Origin of the sequence: Sutcliffiella horikoshii (assembly GCF_008180725.1) — a bacterium.
In the GTDB taxonomy this organism is placed as follows: Bacteria; Bacillota; Bacilli; order Bacillales; family Bacillaceae_I; genus Sutcliffiella_A; species Sutcliffiella_A horikoshii_B.
The window spans coordinates 252,614-277,028 of sequence record NZ_VTEV01000003.1 but is presented as its reverse complement, the minus strand read 5'-3'; the positions used below and the strand labels follow the sequence as shown (position 1 = coordinate 277,028).

The window sequence follows — 24,415 nt, the reverse complement described above, 5'->3', positions numbered from 1 at the left end:
CCGGAACCCACCGCGCTTACAGCAAAAAGGTAAAAGAGACTCTTTGTATCCTGCTTCAAGCCCTAAAACAGCTTCATAACCCCACTCCCTATTCCACAACCATCCCAGCATCCTTCAACGCCGCACACGCTGCATCAAGCTTCTCCTCAGAATCGGCCTCTATCGTATGCAAATGCGTGCCATCCGTCAACTGCGACAAATAAGAAGCATTCGTTTGCTTAATTTTCCGGATAAAAGCGTCTACTTCCGCGCGGCTAGACACCATGACAGATGCGTTCAAATCGCCATAGACAGGGTGCTCGATTCGCACGTCTTTGACTGTTACGCCGTGGTCGACGAGGATATATAGTTCTTCTTTCGTCCGTTGGGGTTCGTGGAAGGACACGATAATTCGCTCTTTTTTTACCTGTTCACCGAAAGGTTTCATGTAGACGTAGCCTTGGCTGGTTGCAAGGATCGGTTCGTTTTTTGCTTTTAAGAGAGAGATGTCCTGGACGATGACTTGTCGGCTTACATTGGTTCGGCCCGCTAATTCTCCGCCTGTAAGCGGCTTGTCTTCTGTTTGCAGCCAGTGCAAAAGGAGATTTCGTCGTTCTTCCCCAAGTACTTTCTTTTCTTGTGTCATAAGTTTAGCCGCTCCTTTTCATCTGTTCTTCTATGATTTCCTTAAGTGCCCCGAAAGCAAGTTCAAGGTCTCTGATAGTGGTTTGTTTTCCAAATGAAAGGCGGATGAATTCCCGTGCCTCATCTGGTGTTTTACCGGTGGCAATCATTGTTCTTGAAGGCGATTGGGATCCCATTTGACAAGCGCTTCCTGTAGAGATCGCAATACCTCTTCGGTTGCATTCAAGCATGACGTGCTGTCCTTCGATACCTGGTATTCTCAAGCCGAGGATATGTGGAAGGCCTTGTACACGTTCCCCTTCGACAACAACGGGAAGCCAGGATTGTTGAATCAGTCTGAGAAAGTGGATCCGCATCGTTTCATATTTTTCTTTTATATCCTCCATGGATGCCTCCATTTGTTGGGCAGCAGTTAGGAATGAAGCGATACCCGGGATGTCTACTGTGCCGGGGCGCATTCCTTTCTCATGACTAGCGCCTTCGTAAATGGATTTCCAAGTTGCTTTTGGATCGATATATAAGGCTCCGACGCCTTTTGGTCCATATATTTTATGGGATGATATCGAGATACTTGTAAGGTGGAGCTTTTCCACGTCTATTGGTATTTTACCAAATGTCTGGACACAATCGCTATGAAAGTGGATGTTTTTCTCCTTAAGGAGTTCCCCAATTGCTTCAAGCGGCTGTAAGATTCCAGTTTCTGAATTAGCATGATGGACCGACACAAGGCAAGTATCCTCGCGTAATGCTGCTCTTAATTGGGAAAGAGCAATAATTCCATTGGAGTCCACGGGTAACCACGTAACTTCATAGCCCTCTTTTTCCAATGTCTTGCATAGGGAATGAATGGAAGCATGTTCTGTTGCGGTGGTGATGATATGCTTTCCATTTTGTCCACACCCTTTTAACAAGGTGCGTATGGCAAGAAGATTTGCCTCACTTCCGCCGCTAGTAAAATAAATACCTTCTTTTTGCCCAGAAATCAGCCTTGCAAGCTCGCCTCGGCAGGTTTCCAATAAATCCGCTGCGGTGGTGCCTGTGTCGTGTAAACTGCTGCTGTTTCCATAATAATTCCGTGCCACGTGCTGATAGGCCTCCAAGGCTTCATTGCTCATGGGGGTAGTAGCCGCGTAATCGAGATAGATCATGTTAGAAAACTCCCTCCCCTTAGATGACTGCTAAATCTAGTAATATCTAGCAATCTTTCGGTCTTTGAAAAAATCTCTTGTCATTAGTATAGAAATATGTAAATATAGGTGTCAAGACACTTATATACACAGGAGGTTTTTTTGTGTCTAGTTTACAGCGAGATGTGATTGTAGTCGGAAGTGGACTATCTGCTTTGTTGACTGCAAATTATTTAAGTGAACATATGAATGTGATTATCTTCACAAAGTCGAGTAAAAATGATAATAATTCTTTTCTTGCACAAGGAGGAGTTGCTTGTGCTATCGAACATACAGATTCTTGGCAATTGCATTACGAAGACACGCTTGCTGCAGGGTGTTACCACAATGAGGAAGATGCGGTGGAATTACTGACAAAATGTGGGCCAGGTGAGTTGCAGGCATTAATCCAAAATGGGATGCAGTTTGATCGTGATGTTCTTGGTGATTTTTCACTTGGTATGGAAGGTGCTCATTCAAAAAGAAGAATCCTTCATGCCGGTGGAGATCAAACCGGCAAGGAATTGATGGAATGGCTCCATTCCAAGCTTTCTAAAAAAGTATTAATGGTAGAACATGAAACCGTTATCAAGTTGCATGTCCAAAATGATCAATGCTGTGGAGTTCAAACCCTTAATTCTAATGGAGAACGGACCAATTACTTTGCCACAAAAGTGATTTTGGCAACAGGTGGAGCGGGGTCCCTGTATCCTTATACGTCAAATAATGAGAGCATTACAGGCATGGCACTGTCACTCGCTTATCAGGCGGGAGCGACATTGACAGATTTGGAATTCATGCAGTTTCACCCTACGATGCTGTCTGTAGACGGAATAGCGGTCGGACTTGTTTCAGAAGCAGTTCGAGGGGAAGGAGCATTTCTCCAAAATGGTAAAGGCCATCGGTTCATGGAACATGTACATCCAATGAAAGACTTGGCACCAAGAGATGTGGTCTCCCGTGCCATTTTTCAAGAGTTGGACAATGACGAAAAAGTATATTTGAATATCTCCAACGTGGAGCAATTCCAGACAAGGTTTCCTGCCATCACGAAGCTATGCACAAAGCATGGGATCGACTTAAAGACCCATCTCATCCCAGTCGTACCGGGAGCTCACTTTTATATGGGCGGTATTCATACAACTGTACACGGAGAAACGACGCTACAAGGCTTGTATGCTGTTGGAGAAGCTGCCTGTAATGGGGTGCATGGAGCAAACCGGTTGGCGAGTAACTCCTTGCTTGAGACCATCGTTTTTTCAAAGACGCTTGCCGATCATCTTTTAGCAGGGAAAGTCATAAGCCATCATTTGTTTTGTCACCAAACATCTACGGACAAAATAGATACGGATTTGCTTCAGCAGAGGGCAGTGCCACTTCCATCAAAAGAAGAAATTCAACACATGATGATGAAGCACGCTGGAATTGTCCGGCATGAGGAAGGGTTAGTGGAGTTAAAGGATTGGCTCGAACTTTTCCAACCATACTGCAAGGCGATAAATCAACTAACAGATATTTTACAAATAAAGGAAATAGAGACCATCCACATGCTTCAGTTATGCTATTTGATTACGGAAGCTGCCCTTCAACGAAAGGAAAGTCGAGGAGCTCATTTTCGTTCTGATTTTCCAGTAGCTAAAGAATCTTGGAGACAGGTCCGGATTTTGCATGTTCAACAGAGAGAGAGCGCATTGGGAAAGGAGAACGAGATAGATGAATATAATCATGCTGCAAGAGATGCTGCGTCATTTTTATAAAGAGGATATAGGGGAAAAAGACTTAACTTCTGAGGCGCTTTTTGCTGAAAATGAAATAGGATCAGGGACGTTTATTGCAAAAGAAAATGGTATTTTCGTAGGTGAACAGATTGTTATCGAAGCTATGCGCTTACTAGACCCAGCAGTCCAGGTCACTCTTTTTAAACAAGATGGAGACAAACTGGAAAAAGGGGAAGTAATTGCAAAAGCGGAAGGAAAGATGAGGGCTTTACTTGGTGCAGAAAGAGTGACGTTGAATTTGATGCAGCGAATGAGTGGAATTGCGTCGTTGACTGCAGCTGCGGTTTCAGAGCTTAGTAGCAACCATACAAAAGTCTGTGATACAAGAAAAACGACTCCGGGCTTAAGAATGTTGGAAAAATATGCTGTTACTTGCGGTGGAGGATACAACCACCGTTTTGGATTGTATGATGGTGTGATGATTAAGGATAATCATATCGAGTTTGCCGGGAGCATCACAAACGCTGTTCAACGTGTGCGTGAAAAAGTCGGCCATATGGTCAAAATTGAAGTGGAAACAGAATCGCTGGCACAGGTTCAGGAAGCTGTGGAGGCTGGTGCAGACGTCATCATGTTTGATAACCGCACACCGGAAGAAATAAAAGATTATATCGAGCATGTGCCAATGCATATTACAACAGAAGCATCAGGCGGTATTAATCTAACAAACCTCGCATCCTACAGGGACACAGGTGTTGATTACATCTCGTTAGGACTGCTGACCCATTCAGCAAAATCATTAGATATTAGTTTCAACGTTGGGGCGAAAGGAGTTAACTAAGATGAACATACTAGATTTAGTGAAAAAAGATAACGGGCTGTTGCCTGCCAAATATCGTGATATGACGACAGAGGAAATGAGAAACAGAGTTAAGGAAATAAAGGAGAAGCTTGGAGCGGATCTTTTTATTCCTGGACATCACTATCAGAAAGATGAAGTAATTGAATTTGCTGATGCGACAGGGGATTCCTTACAACTTGCACAAGCTGCAGCGGACACTACTGCCAGCTATATTGTTTTTTGCGGCGTGCATTTCATGGCGGAGACTGCAGACATTTTGACGAATGAAAATCAAGTAGTGGTATTGCCAGATATGAGGGCAGGCTGTTCCATGGCGGATATGGCTGATATTCATCAAACGGAGCGGGCGTGGGAAAAGCTTGAAAAGGTTTTTGGCGAGACAATGCTGCCATTGACGTATGTGAACTCCACTGCAGCCATTAAAGCCTTTTGCGGAAAAAGGGGAGGGGCTACTGTTACGTCCTCTAATGCGCACAAAATGGTGAAATGGGCATTCACACAAAAAGAAAGAATCTTATTCTTACCAGATCAACATCTGGGTAGAAATACAGCTTATGATTTAGGGATTCCTTTAGAAGAAATGGCTGTTTGGAATCCGATAACAGATGAACTGGAATACGACGGTGACCCATCTAAGGTAAAAGTAATCCTTTGGAAAGGGCATTGTTCTGTTCATGAAAAATTCACCCTTGGCAATATTGAGCAGTTGAGAAGAGATAAACCTGAGATGAAGATTCTCGTACATCCAGAGTGTACATGGGAAGTGGTCCAAAAAAGTGACCTCGCAGGAAGTACGAAATATATCATTGAAACAATAGAAAAAGCGGAAGCCGGCAGCCAGTGGGCAATCGGGACAGAGATGAACTTGGTAAACAGAATTATCCAACAGCACCCAGACAAGGAGATTGTTTCGCTTAATCCAAACATGTGTCCATGTCTCACCATGAACCGCATCGACCTTCCCCACCTACTATGGGCACTGGAATCCATTGAAAGCGGACAAATCATCAACAGGATCCAAGTCGAACAAGATGTAGCACAACAATCCATCTCAGCACTAAACAAAATGCTCGAACACGCATAAAAAAGTACAGTTAAGGTTTAATTTTAAAGAATGCAGTTTCTAGCTGTGGATTGAAGCAAAAGGCGGAGACTCCTGAGGGAGATAGCGGTAGCTTGAGACCCCGAAGCGCAGCGAGGAGGCTCAAGCACCGCCCCTAGGAAAGCGAAGCCAATTGAGGAAATCCACAGCGGTGTTTAAGCAAATCATAAAAATGGGCACCGTCGGAAAAAATTTATTTTTCCCTGCGGTGTCCATGTTTTTTATCATAAACTCCCCTTTTGACGCATAAGTTGAGTTGAAGAATAGTGGCAAAATGCCTACACAACTCATAGACTGTAAAGACTTTGCTAAGGAGGGAAAATCCTTGAAAATCCATATTGTCCAAAAAGGGGATACATTGTGGAAGATTGCCCAGAAATACAATGTGAACTTCGAAGAACTAAAGAAATCGAATTCACAACTAAGCAATCCTGACATGATTATGCCTGGAATGAAAATAAAAGTGCCGATGGCAGGGGTACCTGTCAAGAAAGAAAGCCAAGTGATGGGTGTGACGAAAGAAGCGCCAAAGCAAGTAATGGGCGTACAGGCGCCTAAAGCGCAACATCCTTATAAGGAGATGCCGAAAAAGCCTGCAGTAAAAGAGCAACCAGTAAAAGAAGCGCAGAAAACACCATACACTCCGAAAATGCCGCAATTGAAGCCGTATTTTCCCGAAGTGGATGTAAATAATTATTTGACGGTTAATGTTCCGCACAAGCAGCCTAATGAAAAAATGCCGAAGATGCCGAACATCAAAATGCCGAACGCAAAAATGCCGAACATAAAGATGCCAAATGTGAACATGCCAAATGTGAACATGCCTGTAAACATACCAAAGCCTAAAGAAGAGAGTCCTGAAAGTCCTGAACAGGTAATGGGAGTGCAACAACCAGCTATGGAAGAATGCTATCCAGTATCACCTGTATTGCCAGGAAGCGGATTATGCCCTCCATATCCACCACACCATCATCACCATCACGGATGGGGACCAGGATGGGGTGGCCCAGGAATGGGAATGCCAGGGATGATGCCAGGAATGCAAGGAATGGGAATGCCGGGGATGATGCCAGGAATGCAAGGAATGGGAATGCCGGGGATGATGCCAGGAATGCAAGGAATGGGAATGCCGGGGATGATGCCTGGAATGCAAGGAATGGATGGATCACAAGTAATGGGAGTGCAACAAGGCGAAGAGTCTCCTGATGTTGATTACGGGCAAATGCAACAACAAATGATGCAGCAAATGCAACAGCTGCAACAGATGGGCCAAATGCCGAACATGAGCAATGAAGAGATGGAAAGTGCCGTAATGGGTGTTCAAGATCAAATGGCTCAAAATGGAATGCAAGGGATGGGCATGCCACAAATGATGCCAGGAATGCAAGGAATGGGCATGCCAGGAATGATGCCAGGAATGGGCATGCCACAAATGATGCCACAAGGAATGCCTATGGGACCAATGGGAGGGTATCCATGCTATCCGATGGGGCCAGTATCTCCAGGTTCAGGATTCGGACCAATGGACGGTAATCAGCAGCAAGTTGCAGGAGCAAGCTCCGGTGGAGATTGTGGCTGTGGAGCACCTCAAGGTTATCGAAACGATGTTCCTTATGGTTATGCTCCTTATGGCTATCCTGTTGCTCCGGGCTATTATAATCCTCAAGGTTATGGGTACGGGGTTTCAAATGAAGAGCGAAATGAAGGATCAGATTTTGAAGGTCCAGAAATTGATGATGAAAACTGATCAACCGATCTTTAGAGACGATTTCAATCGAAATCGTCTTTTCTTTCGTCTCTCCCGGGAAACAAAGCTTGCAATACATTCCTACAGTAAAATAAAAAATAATCTCTATAAAATACAAGCAGAAAAAGGTTTATATATTTTAAAGGGCTACGCGGAACCTGGCAATCTGGAATCCATCATACGTTTTAGCCATCTTCTACATAAGAACGGTTTTCATACGGGGCTTATGTACGAAAAATTTAATGATGGTCAATTCTTTCTTGTAGACCAAGGATTAGTATGGGTGTTGTTAAAGTATATAGTTCCTAAGCGAAAGTTCAGCTTTTCCAAGACAGAGGATAGAACAGATGGACTGAATACCCTGCAAAATTTTCATCAATACAGTAAAACAATCCTATCCAATCTGCCATCTGAGTTGCCGCAAGAAAACACGGTTGTCAAATGGCAAAACCGACTTGAAAATTTTGAAAGTCATGTCCCATTTTTAGCAAAGTGGTTTAACCCCCATGTAATCGGTGAAATTGTATACTATAGTCATTTTGCACTGAATGAGTTGATGAAAGAATATGTGCAAACAGAGAAAGTGGTACTTCATGGTGATGTGGCGAGTCATAATTTTATTAGAGCTGCAGACAATAAGGTGTATTTAATTGATTATGATTTACTTTCAGTTGGAAGTGCGGAGTGGGATTATATCCAATATGCAAGCAGAATACTTCCTTTTATAAAATGGAATAGTAGCTTATTTCAACCTCATGCCTTTTTAATTGAATTGGGCAAAGGACAGCCTTGGTTTAGGACGGCGCTGTCTTTTCCAATGGACATTTTACGAGAAGGGAACCACTTTTCACACTCAAGCGGCGATACAAGGATGCCAAGCAGCTTTGCCAACCTTTCCTACTTTATTTCTACTTGGGATTTGCGCAAACAATTTTTGACGAATTACAACAATCTGATACAATAACTTATATTGCTAATTGGAGGGAAGAATACGTAATGGAAGAAAAAATTTCCAAGTTGGTACAATGGATACAAGAAAAAGTAAAAGATGCAGGACTGAATGGAGCAATTGTTGGGGTAAGCGGTGGAATCGATTCCGCTGTTGTCGCTCATTTAATTAAAAGGGCATTTCCTGAAGATTCTCTAGGCGTCATTATGCCTTGTAAAAGTGATCCGAAAGATCAAGAATATGCGCTAGATGTTATCGAGAGCTGTGGAATTTCTCATACGACTATCGACCTTTCTGAGACACACACCGTTCTTTTTTCTGCAATGGAAAAACAGCTAAAGGAAAAAGGCGAATGGAACGAAGAAACATCCAGACTTGGTGATGCAAATACACGTGCACGCCTTCGTATGACAACCCTTTATGCAGTGGCTAACAATTATGGTTATTTGGTAGTTGGTACTGATAATGCGGCAGAATGGCATACTGGTTATTTTACTAAATATGGAGACGGTGGAGTAGACTTAGTTCCACTTGTGAAATTAACCAAAGGCGAAGTTCGTGAAATGGCGAAAGTACTCGGAGTACCAGACAGCATCATCAGTAAGCCGCCAAGTGCAGGATTGTGGGAAGGCCAGACGGATGAAAATGAGATGGGTACAACTTACAACATGATCGACAGCTATCTTAAGGGCGAGGAAATTCCTGAAAAAGATAAGCAAATCATTGATAGAATGCATAAACGTACAGAGCATAAACGTCAACTGGCATACGGACCTCCAAAATTTTAAAAGCTTGGAGAGAACTAACAAAATAAAACACCCCTTAACATGTCACCCTAATGGAGAGTACATCTTTTGTACTCAACTGACTCGTTAGGGGGTTTTTACATTGAGGAAGTCACTATTCACTGTAACCTCTGCGGCACTTTTAGTAGGCGGTCTTACGGGATGCGGCCAAAAGGAAAGTGCAACAGACAATAGGTATTATGAGGAAACAAGACCTATTGGGTATTATACAAGCGAACACAATCCTTATGTAAACAATGACCGTACACGTCGCGAACCGGAAGAAAGGGGAAATGCCCGTCTTCTGGAGGATAATGATGGTCCTTTGAATGAAATTTTGGACCGATCTGTGATCTACGACGAAACCAGAGTAAGACGTAACAAAGAAAATGGAGTCAGAAATGAAACAAACCGTAATTTTGATGGCGGGGATTTGAATATTGGGTATGATACGCCACATTACAGTCGGACAGATCAGAACTATCACGGACATCTAAACGGGATCGAGAATGTCGGGAATCCTTCGTATTACAATAATTATGATGGGAACCTTGCAAATCGGGTCGTAAAACGTGCTTCTAAGGTGGATGGAGTCGATGATGCCCGTGTTTTAATCAATGGGGATGAAGTGCTTGTTGCGGTAAATCCAGAAAATGGAGCAGATGATACACGTCAAATAAAACGTGAAGTGCGTGAAGCAGTTAATCCGCTGCTGAAAAATAAAGACGTACGCGTTGCCGTTGATGCAAGTGTGTACAGTACAGTCAGAAGTGTGGACAATGACTTGCGTAATGGAGAATGGCATTTGCAAGATCTAGATCAAACAATGCGTGGAATTTATCGCACCATGACAAGATAACTTTTTGGGAACAGCCTCTTAAGATAGGGGCTGTTTTTTCTACATAGGAGATTATTGAATGGATCTATAGTCTTCAGGGGATTCTTGATAGACGATGTAAAGACCTCAGTGACGGGAAAAGGAGAAGAGAGATCCTCATGGTGGTTATAAAGACCTCAGTGACGAGGAAAAAGGAGAAGAGAGGTCCTCATGGTGGTTATGAAGACCTTAGTGACGAGGAAAAAGGAGAAGAGAGGTCCTCATGGTGGTTATGAAGACCTCAGTGACAAGGAAAAAGGAGAAGAGAGGTCCTCATGGTGGTTATGAAGACCTCAGTGACGAGGAAAAAGGAGAAGAGAGGTCCTCATGGTGGTTATGAAGACCTCAGTGACAAGGAAAAAGGAGAAGAGAGGTCCTCATGGTGGTTATGAAGACCTCAGTGACGAGGAAAAAGGAGAAGAGAGGTCCTCATGGTGGTTATGAAGACCTTAGTGACGACCATTATTTCATTTTGGCAGTTACCAGAGGGTAAGTGCTTTTTTTCTGTGATTAAATTTTCCACTTACTCATGGTTAATATTTCTAAATATGGTCAAACTAAAAAAGGATAAGACCAATAATTTGTTGGGATAGAAATTAAACTAAAGAGAATGTGAGGGGGCAATGTAACAATGAAACCCATCATACTTAAAAAGTGGATCCTACTGGTAGTTGTCTTCGTTGCCGCATCTGGATTGTTTTATACGTTTGCCACTTATGAAGGTGCAGCAGATGAGAATGAATATGTGGATGAAGAAGTACTTGAGGATGCGTTTGAAGTAAACGGTCCATTGACATTGAAGGTTGTGTTGGAGCGAATCTATCTCGATGGCGAGGTCAGTGAGGAAATTCTGGATGAGACCGTTTGGGCAATGGAAGACTTTTGGGCTCAATACGAAGATTGGCAGGTTATCGATCTGGATGGAGAACAAGTTGTGTTTCAACAATACATTGATGACATATCACCTTTATTGAAATCCAATGGATACTTTGGAATCACCGATGATGGAATTCTAACCATATATGAAGGAAAGCCAACAGAGGCATCCAAGATTATCCAATCCTTTTTCCAGATTGATGTAGGAAAATTGGAAAGCCACCAGCACGAGCAATTAAAAGGTGGAATTAAAGTGGGCACCAAAGATGATTATGTACAAGTATTGGAGACATTCAAGCCTTATACGACCAAAAAACAATGAACAGGCCGGCATCTTGCTGGTCTGTTTTTCGCATTGGTCAGGTCAAGGTTAATTTACCTTAACAATTGCATTAAAATATGCTATCTTTTTCTTTTGAGCCGATAGTTTCTTCTATTCATGGTAAAATGGAGAGTAGAAGTTGAACGAAAAGGGGAGTATTTTTACGTTGATCGATTTTATTAGAGGTTTTGTCGAATACGTGTCACCGGAATACGTTGTGGTGGAAGTGATGGGAGTGGGCTATCAGGTGAATGCGCCAAACCCTTTCATTTATCAAGTGAACCGCGACAAAGAAGTGACCATTTATACATATCAGCATGTCAGGGAAGATATTTTGGCCCTATATGGTTTCAAAACGAGAGAAGATAAAAATCTGTTTATGAAGCTTTTAAACGTTACAGGCATCGGTCCAAAAGGTGCACTTGCCATTTTAGCATCTGGTCAGCCGGCACAGGTTGTACATGCTATAGAAAATGAAGATGAAAAATTCCTCGTCAAATTCCCGGGTGTGGGGAAAAAAACAGCAAGACAAATAATATTAGATCTAAAAGGCAAGCTCAACGACCTAGTACCAAGTGCTTTTCCAGATCTTTTTCAGCCTGATGTAGAGGTAAATGTCACGACAACTTCCAGCTCTGCATTGGATGAAGCTTTAGAGGCATTGAAAGTATTAGGTTATGGTGACCGGGAAATCAAAAAAATTGTGCCTGCATTGAAAAAAGAAGATCTATCTACAGATCAATATGTAAAAAGAGCATTACAGCTCCTATTGAAATAATATGGGACATTACACACTGACTTAGGAAAGGGGGAACCACATGATGGATGATCGGATGGTTTCACAGGATGCAACCTTAGAGGAGCATTCTTTAGAGTATAGTTTAAGGCCACAAACCCTGCAGCAATATATTGGACAAGATAAAGTGAAGGAAAACCTGGAAGTGTTTATACAAGCAGCAAAAATGCGCCAGGAAACCTTGGATCATGTCCTGCTTTACGGACCTCCTGGACTTGGGAAAACGACACTTGCAGCCATCATAGCGAATGAGATGGGGGTTCAACTTCGCACCACAGCAGGACCTGCCATTGAGCGTCCAGGCGACCTTGCAGCAATTTTGTCTGCATTAGAACCGGGCGATGTCCTTTTCATTGATGAAATTCACCGTCTTCATCGTTCTATTGAAGAAGTTCTTTATCCTGCGATGGAGGATTATTGTTTGGATATCGTGATAGGGAAGGGGCCAACTTCCAAATCTGTCCGTCTTGATCTTCCTCCTTTCACGCTTGTTGGGGCCACTACAAGAGTGGGCTTACTTACAGCACCTCTTAGAGACCGCTTTGGAGTACTGAGCAGGTTGGAGTATTACAACGAAGAGCAGTTAACGGAAATCTGCCTTCGCACTGCACAGATCCTGGAGATTGGATTAGAGCAGGACGCCGCAACAGAGATAAGCAGAAGAGCAAGGGGAACCCCGCGTATTGCTAATAGGCTACTGCGAAGGGTGAGGGATTTTGCCCAAGTATTAGGAAAAGATACAATTAGTGCATCTCTAGCAAAAGAAGCGTTAGATCGCTTGCAGGTAGATAAACTTGGATTAGATCATATCGACCATAAGCTACTGATGGGCATCATTGAAAAGTTCCGTGGTGGTCCGGTTGGAGTGGATACAATCGCAGCAACCATAGGAGAAGAATCTCATACCATTGAAGATGTGTATGAGCCTTACCTCCTGCAAATTGGGTTTCTCCAACGAACTCCACGCGGCCGGGTCGTGACAGACTTAGTGTACCGTCATTTTAATATGGAGGTGCCAAAAGAATAATGGAATTGCCTAAAATGCTGATGGTAATTGGAGCGGCGCTTTTAATCGTAGGATTTCTCTGGCAAGTGGTCGGAAAAATCCCAGGAGACATCATTGTGAAAAAAGGCAATGTAACCTTCTTCTTCCCAATTGTAACCTCCATCATCATCAGCATCGTACTCAGTCTTATATTTTATTTCATCGGACGCTTTAGATAAAAGAGAATCCACCTGTAGACTGAAGTGCAAGGTGTAAGACTCCTCCGGGAGAAACGGTTACTTGAGACCCACAAATGAAGGAAGCCACTCAAAAATGCTACGCATTTTCGGCGAAGCCGAGGAGGCTCCAGCAGCGCCCCTAGGAAAGCGAAGCCATTTGCGGAAATCCACAGCTGTGTATAAACAACACTTTAATTAGGTTTTTTTTTCAGTGGTTACCAACGCAATGAAGAGGCTCAAACACCGTCCTCTGGATAAGCGAACACCTGGAACGGAAGGATACAGGAGTCAACGATATACTAAGATAGCAAACAAGAAAAGGTGACACTATGAAGATAGATTTATTTGATTTCCATTTACCAGAAGAACTGATCGCACAAACTCCACTAGAACAAAGAGAAGCATCACGCCTAATGGTACTAAACAAACAAACCGGAGAACTAACACACGAACCCACTTTCCGCTCCATCTTGGACTACGTAAATGAAGGCGATTGCCTTGTCCTTAATGATACAAGAGTATTGCCTGCACGTCTTTTTGGCGTCAAAAGTGAAACAGGGGCAAAAATTGAAGTACTACTATTGAAACAAATAGAAGGTGACACATGGGAAACCCTCATTAAGCCTGCTAAACGTGTAAAAGAAGGCACTGTGGTATCCTTCGGCGATGGTCGTTTAACTGCCATTTGCACCGGTGAAAGCGAGCATGGCGGTAGAAAACTTGATTTCCGCTATGAAGGCATCTTTTACGAAGTATTAGATAGCTTAGGTGAAATGCCGCTACCTCCATATATCAAAGAACAACTAGAAGACCGCGACCGTTATCAGACTGTCTTTGCAAGGGAAACTGGTTCAGCTGCAGCTCCGACAGCAGGTCTCCATTTTACAGAAGAACTGCTAGATGCATTGAAGGATAAAGGAGTACACACTGCTTTCATTACCCTTCATGTAGGCCTTGGTACATTCCGGCCAGTTAGCGTGGATTCCGTAGAAGAGCATGATATGCATGCAGAGTTTTATCAGATGTCAGAAGGCACTGCAAGACTTTTAAACGAGGTTCGCAGCAATGGTGGAAAAATTATCACAGTAGGCACCACTTCGACACGAACACTTGAAACAATTGCACGCGATCATGGAGAGTTTAAAGAGGCGAACGGATGGACAAACATATTCATATACCCGGGTTATAAGTTTGCAGCCATTGACGGCATGATAACAAACTTCCACCTTCCAAAATCCACATTAATCATGCTCGTCAGCGCTCTTGCCGGCCGCGAACACGTTATGCACTCATATGAAGAAGCCGTTAAACAACGATATCGCTTTTTCAGCTTTGGCGATGCAATGCTGATTTTATAATGGAACTCTCTTGAAGGGGAGCAGAAAGAATGAACATATTTATCCTTGATCAAAAAGAGATTACCGGGAATTTTCTATCAGGCTTTAAGCGGTATCAGGAAACGAAGGATGTCTATGTGATGGATAACGATCAACTGCTGAAAAAAAAGGATGCCTTTGTAGATGATTGGAACGAGCAACAGAAACAGAACATCGCATTACATCTTAAAAAAACAGCCGAAAAAGGTGGAGCAGTAATCTGTGTGAAAGAAGACGGAAAGCTACTAGGCTTTTCTGTCATTGAACCAGATCAATTTGGAACGGAATCAACCTATCTGGAACTATCCTTTATCCATGTTTCTGCAGACTATAGAGGACAAAAGATAGGAGAAAAGCTTTTCCGAAAAACGATGGAAAAAGCAAGAGAGATGGGGGCGAACAAACTTTATATAGGTGCTCATCCAGCGGTCGAAACACAGCATTTTTACAAAAAAATGGGCTGTTTGCCTGCTCAAGAAATTCACCAGCCTATTTATGATAGAGAGCCTAAGGATGTGCAACTAGAAGTGTCGCTTTAGTTTGACCAATGTCACAAAAAGCTTTATATACTGCCTGCAGAAAACATCAGGAACGGAACTCTACAGGAGTTTGCCAAATCAATGAAATGCTTTATAGAAATCCTAAGGAGAATACAATGACAGCAATCAGATATGAACTAATCAAAACATGTAAACAAACAGGCGCGCGCCTTGGCATTGTCCACACACCACACGGAAGCTTTGAAACACCAGTATTCATGCCAGTAGGAACACTTGCCACCGTAAAAACAATGTCCCCAGAAGACGTCAAAGCAATGGGTGCAGGAATCATCCTGAGCAACACCTATCACCTATGGCTGCGTCCAGGTAATGAAATCGTCAAAGAAGCGGGCGGGCTTCACAAATTCATGAACTGGGATCGCGCCATTCTTACTGATTCTGGGGGCTTCCAGGTATTCAGTCTGAGCGACCTACGTAAGATTGAAGAAGAAGGGGTACACTTTCGCAACCATATGAACGGAGACAAGCTTTTCTTATCGCCGGAAAAAGCGATGCACATCCAAAACGACCTTGGTTCTGATATCATGATGGCATTTGACGAATGTCCGCCATATCCTGCTACACATGAATACATGAAAAAATCAGTAGAACGTACATCTCGCTGGGCGGAACGCTGCTTAGAAGCACACCAGCGTCCACATGACCAAGGCCTGTTTGGTATCGTTCAAGGTGGGGAATATGAGGATCTGCGTAAGTTAAGTGCACAAGACCTCGTATCTATGGATTTTCCTGGGTATGCAGTTGGGGGATTATCTGTAGGAGAGCCGAAAGATGTCATGAATCGCACACTTGAATTCACGACTCCGTGGTTGCCGACAGACAAACCGCGTTACCTCATGGGTGTAGGGTCTCCTGACTCCCTAATTGATGGAGCGATTCGCGGAATTGATATGTTTGACTGCGTATTGCCGACTAGAATTGCCCGAAATGGGACATTAATGACAAGTGAAGGTAGATTGGTTGTCAAAAATGCGAAGTTTGCACGTGACTTTGGACCGCTTGATCCAGAGTGCGACTGCTATACTTGTACAAATTATTCCAGAGCTTACATCCGTCACCTAATCAAATGTGACGAAACTTTGGGAATTAGGCTTACAACTTACCATAACCTTTATTTTCTGGTAAAATTAATGGAGAATGTCAGACAAGCGATTCGCGAAGATCGTCTGGGGGACTTCAAAGAAGAGTTTTTTGAGAAATATGGATTCAATAAACCGAATGCTAAGAACTTCTAAAATCTCTTCCCATACATGACTGATGAGAAAGGAGGCGTTACAACATGGAAGGAATGGCTGGTGCTATTTTACCTTTAGTATTAATGTTTGCTATTTTCTACTTCTTGTTAATTCGCCCACAACAAAAGCGTCAAAAGCAAGTTCGTGAAATGCAAACTAGCCTGCAAAAAGGGGACAAAGTTGTTACAATCGGTGGATTACACGGTATCGTGGATGCATTGGATGAGGACAAGATTGTCATCAAAGCAGGAGACGGTTCTCGTCTTACATACGACCGACAAGCGGTTAGAGATGTAGTTCAAGACTAATGAAAAAAGAGCATGTTCCCTGTTGGGTTCATGCTCTTTTTTAAAGAATAAGAAAGTAAAAAATTTAGTTGATTTCCGTTCCAGGCGCTTCGCTTGCCTGCGGGCGGTCCGTGAGCCTCCTCACTCCGTTGCGGGGTCTCACCTGTCCCTTCCTCCCGCGGGCGTCTACGCGCCTTCCACTTCAATCAACTTGGTAACTGCATTTACTTAAGGGTTGAAGGAGAGTATTTACCTGAGTTATCTTTAAGAACACTTACGTATGGTTCTAGTAATCTATAGCTGTTGATTGGAGCAAAAGGCGGAGACTCCTAAGGGAGATAGCGCTAGGTGGAGACCCCACAGGCGAAGCCGAGGAGGCTCCAGCAGTGCCCCTAGGAAAGCGGAGCCATTTGCGGAAATCAACAGCGGAGAATAACCAAGCAACTAAAAAAGGACCGGGCGGTTTTAGCCCGGTTTTACTTACTAGGCCTTTGATGTGTGTCCCCCGCTGATATTCACTCCGATAATACCGCCAAGAGCGGCTATTCCGATAAAGCCAAGGTGAAACAGCATTTGCTGCAGGGTAAACAAGGAATCATTCCCTAAATACTGAAAAAGAAAAATGACAAGTGTGTAGGCTCCGCCTGTTGCTCCACCTAGCAGCCATCCTTTTTCTTTTCCTCTCCCTCCTGAAATGAACCCACCAATAAACAGCGTAATAAAAGATAAGGTCACAATGATCCATGCTACGCTAGTTTCTTGAAGCGAAGTGAACCGCAAAAGTAAAGAAAATATAAAACTGATGACAATTGCCAACATAAAAACGGTTATCAAGCCATACATGATAGCTAAACCAAGTCGTTTTGATTCCATGCGCACTTTTCCCCTTTCATAGTACATGCTAAGTAATACAAGCATATTCATTAGAGAGTCATTATAGAATATAAATATTTTTTGGGTGGAAACTAAAGATACTATTGTCTATTTTCAGGGGAGGTGGATGTGATGGAAGAATACATATTGATCATCGCAAGGACCATATTTCTATATTTCCTTATCCTATTCATCTTCCGAGTGATGGGAAAGAGAGAAATAGGAGAATTGAGTGTCTTGGACTTGGTCGTGTTTATCATGATTGCTGAAATGGCTGTCATGGCAATTGAAAATCCGAAAGACCCACTAATCCATTCGTTGCTTCCAATGTTTTTGTTAATGGGTATACAGATTATGCTCGCCTTTGTATCGCTCAAAAGCGAACGTGTCAGAGATCTGATTGACGGGAAACCCAGTGTGATCATAAATAAGGGGAAGATTGATGAAGAAGCCATGAAGAAACAAAGATATAACTTTGATGACCTCCTTGTGCAGCTCAGGGAGAAGAATGTGAAAAATGTGGCAGATGTTGAGTTTGCCATTCTTGAACCTTCAGGAAAACTATCGGTATTTGAAAAAAAGAGGGAAGAGGCGACATTGGCAGGAGAAGAAGACTCCATGAACCTGCCGCTCGTGATGGATGGAGTCATCCAAGAAGAACATTTAAAAAATATCGGTAAAACGAATCTTTGGCTTAGACAACAACTCAGAACGCTTGGATATAAAGAAATTCAAAATATTTCCTACTGCAGCTACGATAATGGAGTGTTTTTTATTGATTTGATTGATGAATAAACAAATGGGGTGTCCAGAAATGAAATCCAGACACCCCGAAATGGTATAATTGTTACCTCGCCAGCCACTTTTTTAAGAATGGCAACCTTGCAAGCTCTTCTCTTTTTACTAATCCAAAAGCCAATAAAAGAACCAAATACAAAAGGCATGTCAGGATTATCATCAAACCACTCCGTTGCCCCACGCCAAAGCCAAGCATGAAATGGTCGACCATCCACATTCCTGCGATTACGCATATCCCCATGGTAATAAAGCTTTTTACATAATCACGGATATATAGCGAGTAGTTAAGAGCCTTCATAATGGTTGCCATATGCAATAAGGTGACAAGCATCATTCCAATGACAATCCCAAGTGCCGCCCCCATTATCCCAAAAGCAGGCTTACTCGCCAAAACAAAGATAACAGCTGTTTTCACCGCCGCACCAATGAAGCTGTTGATCATGGCTGCCTTTGCAAGGTCCAATGCCTGTAACGTAGCCTGCAGAGGTCCTTGGAAATAGTAAAATAAAAAGAATGGGGCCATCACTTTTATATAAATGGCCGCTTTGCTGCTGCCATACATCAATAACATAATAGGCTCTGCATAAACGAAGAGAAGTACCACTGCTAGTCCACCTGTGACAAAGGAAAGCCTCAATGCTTGTTGAAGTCGATGCTCGATAAGGATGCTGTTTTTTTTAGCTGCCGCTTCACTAATGGCAGGAACGAGCGCCGTGGATAAGGAATAAGTAATAAAGGACGGTAACATCATCAATGGAAGGGCAAATCCGACCAGTTCCCCGTACTGCTTGGTAGCCATGGCTGTGGCCACACCGGCAATAGCCAGGCTTTGTGCAACGACAATTGGTTCAAAAAACCAAGCAACAGATCCAATCATCCTGCTTCCTGTTGTAGGAAGGGCTATACGCATCAAGTCACGAAATGTTTCTTTTCCTTCGCCAACATAGTTAAAGAACTTACGGCGCAAACGAAAGGATTTTTTATTTTTGAAAATAAATAGCATATAAAGCAAGGACATCAGTTCTCCTACAACTGCGGAAAGCATGGCGCCTGCTGCTGCATATTCAATCCCGTATGGGAGCAATGCTTTTGTACAAGCGGCAACTAATGAAATACGGACCACCTGTTCAATGACTTGTGAAATGGCGGATGGTTTCATATTCTGCCTACCTTGGAAATAGCCTCGAAGGACAGAGGATATGGCGATAATGGGAACAACGGGTGCGATAGCCATCAATGGGTAATAGGTTCTTGGGTCTGTAAATAAATGATTGGATAAATATGGAGCGAGGAGTATCATGGCGGGAGTGAAGACAATGCTGAGCGCTCCAGTCGTGGCAAGGGATACGACCAAAATCTTTTTGATCTTCCGGTGATTCCCTTGGGCTTCGGCCTCTGCGACCAATTTGGAAATGGCAACAGGCAAGCCAAGTTGGGTAATAGTTATGGTAAGTACAAGTGTAGGAACCGCCATCATATACAGTCCCACGCCTTCTTCTCCGATAAACCTTGCTACTACAATCCGGTTGACAAAACCTAAAGCCCTTGTAATCAATCCGGCAATTATTAAAATTAAGGTCCCTCTTAAAAATGTTTGCTTTGTCATCCCATTCCCTGCCTTCTCAATTACTGACTTATCATATACAATTATCTATATGCACAGGAGTGGGCCAAGCATGACAAGTATTATCAAGGTGATAGTGAGAGGGAAAGAGGGTTTTAGAAATAAGCATTACAAAGAAAGAGTGAATTGAATGGGGGTTCAATGAACAATGAAAAAGGAAACCAATGAACATGCTTATGACCTTTTCCGGTACGACCTAGGGCCAGTACTGCAAAGCAAGCTGGAGGAATTTCAACTCTTTGGCTATGACACCGTTACAGAGGATGAATTGTGGGAATGCTTGACAAAAAAGAAATGGAAGCGTCCCGAAACCAAAAGACTGTTTGAACTAGTCAATGATGTATACAGCTTATCTGTCACCGACTACATGAGCTACATCACCATTGAAGCGTACAAAGCTCCAAACTATTTTACCTCACAAAAAGATTAAATTTTCAGCAAAAATTGACAGGCATTAATGGATGAATCATAATGGTACATGATGGCATTGCAACGGCTTTTATTAAACATTTTACATAATTATTATTGGAATCATGATTGAAGCCCTGGTGTCCATAAAACCGAAATTATTTCATCGATTGTAAGTGCAGAAGGAGGATTTTTCACGCATGGTCAAAAGAGGACGGATCGTAGCATTCTTTTTACTTCTTATTTTGATTGGAAGTACAATTGGAGTGTTTACGAACCCAATTACAAAAGATATTAAACTTGGTCTTGATCTCCAAGGGGGCTTTGAGGTCCTTTATAAAGTAAAACCTATCAATGAAAATAGTGAAGTGGATCGTGATTTACTTGTAAGTACGGTCAGTGCACTGAATAAACGTGTCAACGTTTTAGGTGTTAGTGAACCAAACATCCAAATTGAAGGCGATGACCGTATCCGTGTCCAGCTTGCCGGAGTAGAAGACCAGTCCAAGGCGAGGGAACTTTTATCCACAGAAGCCAAGTTAACCTTCCGTGATGTAAATGACAAGTTACTCATGGATGGTTCAGCCTTGGCAGAGGGAGGAGCAAGTCAGTCCTTTGACCAAAATAATGCACCTAGTGTTGCACTGACGCTTCGTTCTGCTTCACAATTTGCAGACGTAACCCGTCAGGTGAAAGATATGGGGATCGGACAAAATCTGATGGTTATCTGGTTGGATTTTGAAGAAGGTGTGGACTCTTATCAAGCGGAAGCAGGAAAAGAAGATCCTAAATACCTTTCTGCTGCTGGTGTAGATCGTGTATTTAATGACACGAACGTCCAGATTACGGGCAACTTTACGATTGAATCTGCTAAGGAGTTAGCAGACCTTCTTAATGCAGGTTCTTTACCTGTAGAGCTGGAAGAGATTTATTCCACGTCAGTTGGAGCTAAATTTGGAGAAACAGCTCTTCAGAAAACAGTACTAGCAGGGATTATAGGTATTAGTGCGATCCTAATTTTCATGCTTGTCTATTACCGTTTGCCAGGCTTGGTGGCGGTTGTAACTTTGAGTACGTATATTTTCTTAATTCTACTTGTATTCGAATTGATGAACGGGGTTCTTACCTTACCGGGTATTGCAGCGTTGATACTTGGGGTTGGTATGGCCGTGGACGCCAATATCATTACCTATGAACGTATAAAAGAAGAACTTAAGCTTGGCAGATCTGCCATGTCAGCTTTCCGAGCAGGAAGCAGAAACTCGTTTTCAACTATTCTAGACGCCAACCTGACAACACTTCTAGCAGCTGGAGTCATGTTTGTTTACGGAACTAGTTCTGTTAAAGGCTTTGCGACCATGTTGATAGTAAGTATCCTGTTGAGCTTTATTACAGCTGTTTTCGGATCAAGACTTTTGCTTGGCCTGTGGGTGAACAGTAGATTTATGAATAATAAGCCACATCTATTCGGTGTGAAAAAAGAGGATATCCTTGATATTAATATGACAGATGAAAATACAGAGCCTCCTAATAGATTTGAAAACTGGGATTTCTTGAAGCATCGCAAAAAATTCTTTATGCTCTCAGGTGCTTTGGTGGTTGTGGGAATCATTGTTCTTGCAGTTTTCCGCTTGAATCTTGGTATTGATTTTGCAGCCGGGACAAGGGTGGAAATCTTAAGTGAGACAAGTCTGACAGCCGAAGGAATTACAGAAGAATTGACATCCATTGGTTTGGAGCCAAAAGATGTGGTACTTGCAGGAAACAATAATGAAATTGCCGTTGCAAGATATGTGGATGATTTTTCACAGACTGAGATAGCGGAAGTGAAAGAGTATGTCCAAAATAAGTATGGCTCAGAGCCTAGTGTTAGTACGGTCTCTCCTACTGTCGGACAAGAGCTAGCAAGGAATGCCTTCTTTGCTATTCTGATAGCTGCTGTGGGAATCATCATCTATGTAACCATCCGATTTGAGTGGATGTTCGCACTTGCTGCCATCGTGGCATTGTTCCATGACGCCTTCTTTATCGTTGCGTTCTTCAGTTTAACAAGGCTTGAAGTGGACATTACCTTCATTGCTGCCTTGTTAACGATTGTTGGTTATTCTATCAATGACACAATTGTTACGTTTGACCGAATCCGTGAAAACCTGAAAAAGAAAAAACGGGTTAAAACATATGAAGACTTAAAAGATATTGTGAATAAAAGCTTACAGCAAACCTTCGTCAGATCCCTAAATACGGTTGGAACTGTAGTTATCGCAGTCATCGCCTTGCTTATTTTCGGCAGTGAATCGATAACTAATTTCTCCATTGCACTGTTGGTAGGGTTGATTGTTGGTACGTATTCTTCGCTATTTATTGCAGCACAGCTGTGGATGAACTGGAAGTATAAACAAATCAGTAAACCAAAGAAGGCTCCTGTAGAAGATCCAGAGCCAGAAGTATAATTGTTACTGTCACAGTGCCTGTTTAGGTGCTGTGACATTTTTATTTATTAAGTTTTTGAGAGGGATATGCTCTATTTCGGGTACAATAGAAGAAGAGAATGCAAAAGGGGTGTACGTTATGGAACATAATGAGCGGTTTAAAAAAGCCGAGTTTGCAGCATTGGTCGGAGTAGTCGGGAACGTCGTATTAGCTGCATTGAAAGCTTGGGCCGGAATTGTCGCTAACAGTCGGGCGCTCGTTGCAGACGCTGTTCATTCTGCATCAGATGTTGCTGGGTCTTTGGCTGTATACATAGGTTTGAGAGCAGCAAAGCAACCCCCTGATGAAGATCATCCATACGGTCATGGGAAAGCAGAAAATATTGCTGCAATAATTGTCGCGGTCCTTTTATTAATTGTCGGATTTGAAATTGGTAAATCTTCTTTTCAAGCATTCTTCGAACCGATTAAGGCACCAAAAGCTCTAGCCATTTACGTAGTTGTCTTTTCCATCATCGTAAAAGAAATTATGTTTCGATATAAGTACAACTTGGGAAAAAGAATAAAGAGCGATGCCATCATTGTCAATGCCTATGAACATCGATCAGACGTTTTTTCCTCCATCGCAGCTTTAATAGGAATTGGCGGAGCGGTCTTAGGAGGTTATATCGGAGTCGATTGGTTAGTCTATCTCGATCCAGTAGCAGGAATTGTTGTAGCACTCATGATTATCAAGATTTCTTGGCAGCTTGGTTCGGAGTCCATACACAATACAATGGACCATGTCATGCATGAAGAAGACACGGAAGAGTTTAGAGATGTTGTCCTAACTGTACCTGGAGTTATGAAAATTGACAGTCTGCATGCAAGGGAACATGGCCACTATGTCATTATTGATTTAAAAATTTCCGTGGACCCATACATCACCGTGGAAGATGGTCATAAAATAGGTAAAAACGTGAAGGCAAAACTCATTGAAAATAAAGAAGTTCAGGATGTGTTTGTGCATATCAATCCATACTCTGAATAAGAAAATAAGGGGGAGATTAAGATAAAGACGCAATGGTATCTTTTAGCGGGAGTACTTTTCACTATCGTTGTTGCCATTTTTGCGGTATTAAATGTTGCACCGGTTGAGGTGAACTATTTATTCGGGACAGCGGAGTGGCCACTGGTGTTGGTCATATTATTTTCAACTTTGATGGGTATTGTTATTGCTGGGTCAATTGGAATTTACCAGGTGGTTATGGTGAAAAGACGGATGCAGCAGAAGCATGCGGGGACATCAACGGAAAAACCGGTATCTTCTGAGCCGGTAACAGACAAAGAAAATACGGTGGAGACCGTTGGAGAGAGACGCAGGTCGCGGTAGAGCGCCTGTGTTTTTTTGTGAGTGCGTTACAAGAGCTTAAGTGCGGTACCAGACTCCTGAGGAGGTACCAGACTCCACTAATTAGTGATGTGGAAATTTTAGTTATCTGTTTTTGGGAGGTACCAGACCCCAGCATTGGGTGTGGTTAGTTCATAGGTTGTTTGTTTTTGGGGTCAGGTACCTTGGTGGTGCAAGAAAAGGTGTGTTTTTTTTATAAAATACACCTTTTTTTGTTGTGGAAATTTGGTTCGGACATTTATGTTCTTTGTTCGGTCATATATTGCTGAGATTTTGGGATCTTCGGACATTTGGATGGGTGGTTCGGTCAAAATTGGTAGGGGGTTCGGCCAATTGAAATTTTGGTTCGGTCAACTTTTGAAAATCTTCGGTCAATTTTGCGGAATC

General features: G+C 42.7%; 24 protein-coding genes. 20 read left to right on the top strand and 4 right to left on the bottom strand.

Annotated features, from left to right (window positions below; genetic code table 11):
* Positions 1 to 88: 88 nt before the first annotated feature.
* Both FZC76_RS08290 and FZC76_RS08285 read right to left on the bottom strand, forming a co-directional pair.
* A complete protein-coding gene (locus FZC76_RS08290) occupies positions 89 to 625 on the bottom strand; it encodes a transcription repressor NadR (RefSeq protein WP_148987765.1) in 537 nt (178 codons plus the stop codon).
* A 4-nt stretch (positions 626 to 629) separates the two neighbouring features.
* Positions 630 to 1,772, bottom strand: coding sequence for an IscS subfamily cysteine desulfurase (locus FZC76_RS08285; RefSeq protein WP_148987764.1), 1,143 nt, complete (start codon positions 1,770 to 1,772; stop codon positions 630 to 632).
* Positions 1,773 to 1,915: 143 nt separating this feature from the next.
* On the opposite strand from FZC76_RS08285, the gene nadB reads away from it, so the two are divergent.
* The 15 genes from nadB to yajC all read left to right on the top strand — a co-directional run bounded on the left by nadB (position 1,916) and on the right by yajC (position 16,527).
* Positions 1,916 to 3,547, top strand: coding sequence for an L-aspartate oxidase (gene nadB, locus FZC76_RS08280; protein ID WP_148987763.1), 1,632 nt, complete (start codon positions 1,916 to 1,918; stop codon positions 3,545 to 3,547).
* Positions 3,504 to 4,349 (top strand): carboxylating nicotinate-nucleotide diphosphorylase, encoded by an 846-nt coding sequence (nadC, locus tag FZC76_RS08275; protein WP_148987762.1) that lies wholly within the window; start codon positions 3,504 to 3,506, stop codon positions 4,347 to 4,349. The genes nadB and nadC overlap by 44 nt, the downstream gene beginning before the upstream one ends.
* 1 nt (position 4,350) lies before the next feature.
* Complete coding sequence (gene nadA, locus FZC76_RS08270) at positions 4,351 to 5,454, top strand: quinolinate synthase NadA (RefSeq protein ID WP_148987761.1); 1,104 nt, start codon at positions 4,351 to 4,353, stop codon at positions 5,452 to 5,454.
* Between the two features lie 343 nt (positions 5,455 to 5,797).
* Entirely contained in the window at positions 5,798 to 7,219 is a 1,422-nt protein-coding gene (safA, locus tag FZC76_RS22960; RefSeq protein WP_187441995.1) for a SafA/ExsA family spore coat assembly protein, read from the top strand.
* Complete coding sequence (locus FZC76_RS08260; protein ID WP_187441994.1) at positions 7,161 to 8,183, top strand: phosphotransferase; 1,023 nt, start codon at positions 7,161 to 7,163, stop codon at positions 8,181 to 8,183. Before safA ends, FZC76_RS08260 begins: the two co-directional genes overlap by 59 nt.
* A gap of 32 nt (positions 8,184 to 8,215) precedes the next feature.
* Positions 8,216 to 8,956: an NAD(+) synthase gene (nadE, locus tag FZC76_RS08255; protein WP_148987759.1), complete on the top strand. Its 741-nt coding sequence runs from the start codon at positions 8,216 to 8,218 to the stop codon at positions 8,954 to 8,956.
* Positions 8,957 to 9,056: 100 nt separating this feature from the next.
* Positions 9,057 to 9,812, top strand: a complete 756-nt coding sequence (locus tag FZC76_RS08250; protein WP_148987758.1) for a YhcN/YlaJ family sporulation lipoprotein — start codon at positions 9,057 to 9,059, stop codon at positions 9,810 to 9,812.
* Between the two features lie 649 nt (positions 9,813 to 10,461).
* A complete protein-coding gene (locus FZC76_RS08245) occupies positions 10,462 to 11,028 on the top strand; it encodes an intercompartmental signaling factor BofC (protein ID WP_148987757.1) in 567 nt (188 codons plus the stop codon).
* 166 nt (positions 11,029 to 11,194) lie between these two features.
* The gene (gene ruvA, locus FZC76_RS08240; RefSeq protein WP_148987756.1) at positions 11,195 to 11,806 is read left to right on the top strand and encodes a Holliday junction branch migration protein RuvA; all 612 of its coding nucleotides are present in this window, start codon (positions 11,195 to 11,197) and stop codon (positions 11,804 to 11,806) included.
* A 43-nt stretch (positions 11,807 to 11,849) separates the two neighbouring features.
* A complete protein-coding gene (gene ruvB, locus FZC76_RS08235) occupies positions 11,850 to 12,851 on the top strand; it encodes a Holliday junction branch migration DNA helicase RuvB (RefSeq protein ID WP_148988030.1) in 1,002 nt (333 codons plus the stop codon).
* A complete protein-coding gene (locus FZC76_RS08230) occupies positions 12,851 to 13,048 on the top strand; it encodes a DUF2905 domain-containing protein (RefSeq protein WP_148987755.1) in 198 nt (65 codons plus the stop codon). Before ruvB ends, FZC76_RS08230 begins: the two co-directional genes overlap by 1 nt.
* Positions 13,049 to 13,377: 329 nt before the next feature.
* A complete protein-coding gene (gene queA, locus FZC76_RS08225) occupies positions 13,378 to 14,406 on the top strand; it encodes a tRNA preQ1(34) S-adenosylmethionine ribosyltransferase-isomerase QueA (RefSeq protein ID WP_148987754.1) in 1,029 nt (342 codons plus the stop codon).
* A 29-nt stretch (positions 14,407 to 14,435) separates the two neighbouring features.
* On the top strand, positions 14,436 to 14,963 hold the full coding sequence (locus FZC76_RS08220) for a GNAT family N-acetyltransferase (RefSeq protein ID WP_148987753.1): 528 nt from the start codon (positions 14,436 to 14,438) through the stop codon (positions 14,961 to 14,963).
* A 116-nt stretch (positions 14,964 to 15,079) separates the two neighbouring features.
* Complete coding sequence (gene tgt / locus FZC76_RS08215; RefSeq protein WP_148987752.1) at positions 15,080 to 16,219, top strand: tRNA guanosine(34) transglycosylase Tgt; 1,140 nt, start codon at positions 15,080 to 15,082, stop codon at positions 16,217 to 16,219.
* A 44-nt stretch (positions 16,220 to 16,263) separates the two neighbouring features.
* On the top strand, positions 16,264 to 16,527 hold the full coding sequence (gene yajC, locus FZC76_RS08210; protein WP_010195975.1) for a preprotein translocase subunit YajC: 264 nt from the start codon (positions 16,264 to 16,266) through the stop codon (positions 16,525 to 16,527).
* 462 nt (positions 16,528 to 16,989) lie between these two features.
* On the opposite strand, the gene FZC76_RS08200 is transcribed toward yajC, so the two are convergent.
* Complete coding sequence (locus FZC76_RS08200; RefSeq protein ID WP_148987750.1) at positions 16,990 to 17,379, bottom strand: TIGR04086 family membrane protein; 390 nt, start codon at positions 17,377 to 17,379, stop codon at positions 16,990 to 16,992.
* Positions 17,380 to 17,511: 132 nt separating this feature from the next.
* On the opposite strand from FZC76_RS08200, the gene FZC76_RS08195 reads away from it, so the two are divergent.
* Entirely contained in the window at positions 17,512 to 18,174 is a 663-nt protein-coding gene (locus FZC76_RS08195) for a DUF421 domain-containing protein (protein WP_148987749.1), read from the top strand.
* A gap of 52 nt (positions 18,175 to 18,226) precedes the next feature.
* Here FZC76_RS08195 and spoVB read toward each other — a convergent pair whose 3' ends face one another.
* Positions 18,227 to 19,783, bottom strand: a complete 1,557-nt coding sequence (gene spoVB, locus FZC76_RS08190; RefSeq protein ID WP_148987748.1) for a stage V sporulation protein B — start codon at positions 19,781 to 19,783, stop codon at positions 18,227 to 18,229.
* 166 nt (positions 19,784 to 19,949) lie between these two features.
* Between spoVB and FZC76_RS08185 the strand changes: the two genes are divergently transcribed.
* The 4 genes from FZC76_RS08185 to FZC76_RS23675 all read left to right on the top strand — a co-directional run bounded on the left by FZC76_RS08185 (position 19,950) and on the right by FZC76_RS23675 (position 24,010).
* Positions 19,950 to 20,231, top strand: coding sequence for a post-transcriptional regulator (locus FZC76_RS08185; protein ID WP_148987747.1), 282 nt, complete (start codon positions 19,950 to 19,952; stop codon positions 20,229 to 20,231).
* A 178-nt stretch (positions 20,232 to 20,409) separates the two neighbouring features.
* Positions 20,410 to 22,659 (top strand): protein translocase subunit SecDF, encoded by a 2,250-nt coding sequence (secDF, locus tag FZC76_RS08180; RefSeq protein ID WP_148987746.1) that lies wholly within the window; start codon positions 20,410 to 20,412, stop codon positions 22,657 to 22,659.
* A 118-nt stretch (positions 22,660 to 22,777) separates the two neighbouring features.
* Complete coding sequence (locus FZC76_RS08175; protein ID WP_148987745.1) at positions 22,778 to 23,668, top strand: cation diffusion facilitator family transporter; 891 nt, start codon at positions 22,778 to 22,780, stop codon at positions 23,666 to 23,668.
* Between the two features lie 144 nt (positions 23,669 to 23,812).
* Complete coding sequence (locus FZC76_RS23675; RefSeq protein WP_392396820.1) at positions 23,813 to 24,010, top strand: hypothetical protein; 198 nt, start codon at positions 23,813 to 23,815, stop codon at positions 24,008 to 24,010.
* Positions 24,011 to 24,415: the final 405 nt, after the last annotated feature.

Excerpts from the sequence above, each read along its gene's own strand:
- FZC76_RS08290 (WP_148987765.1), bottom strand. The coding sequence starts at position 625 with ATGACACAAGAAAAGAAAGTACTTGGGGAAGAACGACGAAATCTCCTT.
- FZC76_RS08285 (WP_148987764.1), bottom strand. The coding sequence starts at position 1,772 with ATGATCTATCTCGATTACGCGGCTACTACCCCCATGAGCAATGAAGCC.
- nadC (WP_148987762.1), top strand. The coding sequence starts at position 3,504 with ATGAATATAATCATGCTGCAAGAGATGCTGCGTCATTTTTATAAAGAG.
- nadA (WP_148987761.1), top strand. The coding sequence starts at position 4,351 with ATGAACATACTAGATTTAGTGAAAAAAGATAACGGGCTGTTGCCTGCC.
- FZC76_RS08260 (WP_187441994.1), top strand. The coding sequence starts at position 7,161 with ATGAAGAGCGAAATGAAGGATCAGATTTTGAAGGTCCAGAAATTGATG.
- nadE (WP_148987759.1), top strand. The coding sequence starts at position 8,216 with ATGGAAGAAAAAATTTCCAAGTTGGTACAATGGATACAAGAAAAAGTA.
- FZC76_RS08245 (WP_148987757.1), top strand. The coding sequence starts at position 10,462 with ATGAAACCCATCATACTTAAAAAGTGGATCCTACTGGTAGTTGTCTTC.
- ruvB (WP_148988030.1), top strand. The coding sequence starts at position 11,850 with ATGGATGATCGGATGGTTTCACAGGATGCAACCTTAGAGGAGCATTCT.
- FZC76_RS08230 (WP_148987755.1), top strand. The coding sequence starts at position 12,851 with ATGGAATTGCCTAAAATGCTGATGGTAATTGGAGCGGCGCTTTTAATC.
- queA (WP_148987754.1), top strand. The coding sequence starts at position 13,378 with ATGAAGATAGATTTATTTGATTTCCATTTACCAGAAGAACTGATCGCA.
- FZC76_RS08220 (WP_148987753.1), top strand. The coding sequence starts at position 14,436 with ATGAACATATTTATCCTTGATCAAAAAGAGATTACCGGGAATTTTCTA.
- tgt (WP_148987752.1), top strand. The coding sequence starts at position 15,080 with ATGACAGCAATCAGATATGAACTAATCAAAACATGTAAACAAACAGGC.
- yajC (WP_010195975.1), top strand. The coding sequence starts at position 16,264 with ATGGAAGGAATGGCTGGTGCTATTTTACCTTTAGTATTAATGTTTGCT.
- FZC76_RS08200 (WP_148987750.1), bottom strand. The coding sequence starts at position 17,379 with ATGGAATCAAAACGACTTGGTTTAGCTATCATGTATGGCTTGATAACC.
- FZC76_RS08195 (WP_148987749.1), top strand. The coding sequence starts at position 17,512 with ATGGAAGAATACATATTGATCATCGCAAGGACCATATTTCTATATTTC.
- spoVB (WP_148987748.1), bottom strand. The coding sequence starts at position 19,783 with ATGACAAAGCAAACATTTTTAAGAGGGACCTTAATTTTAATAATTGCC.
- FZC76_RS08185 (WP_148987747.1), top strand. The coding sequence starts at position 19,950 with ATGAAAAAGGAAACCAATGAACATGCTTATGACCTTTTCCGGTACGAC.
- secDF (WP_148987746.1), top strand. The coding sequence starts at position 20,410 with ATGGTCAAAAGAGGACGGATCGTAGCATTCTTTTTACTTCTTATTTTG.
- FZC76_RS08175 (WP_148987745.1), top strand. The coding sequence starts at position 22,778 with ATGGAACATAATGAGCGGTTTAAAAAAGCCGAGTTTGCAGCATTGGTC.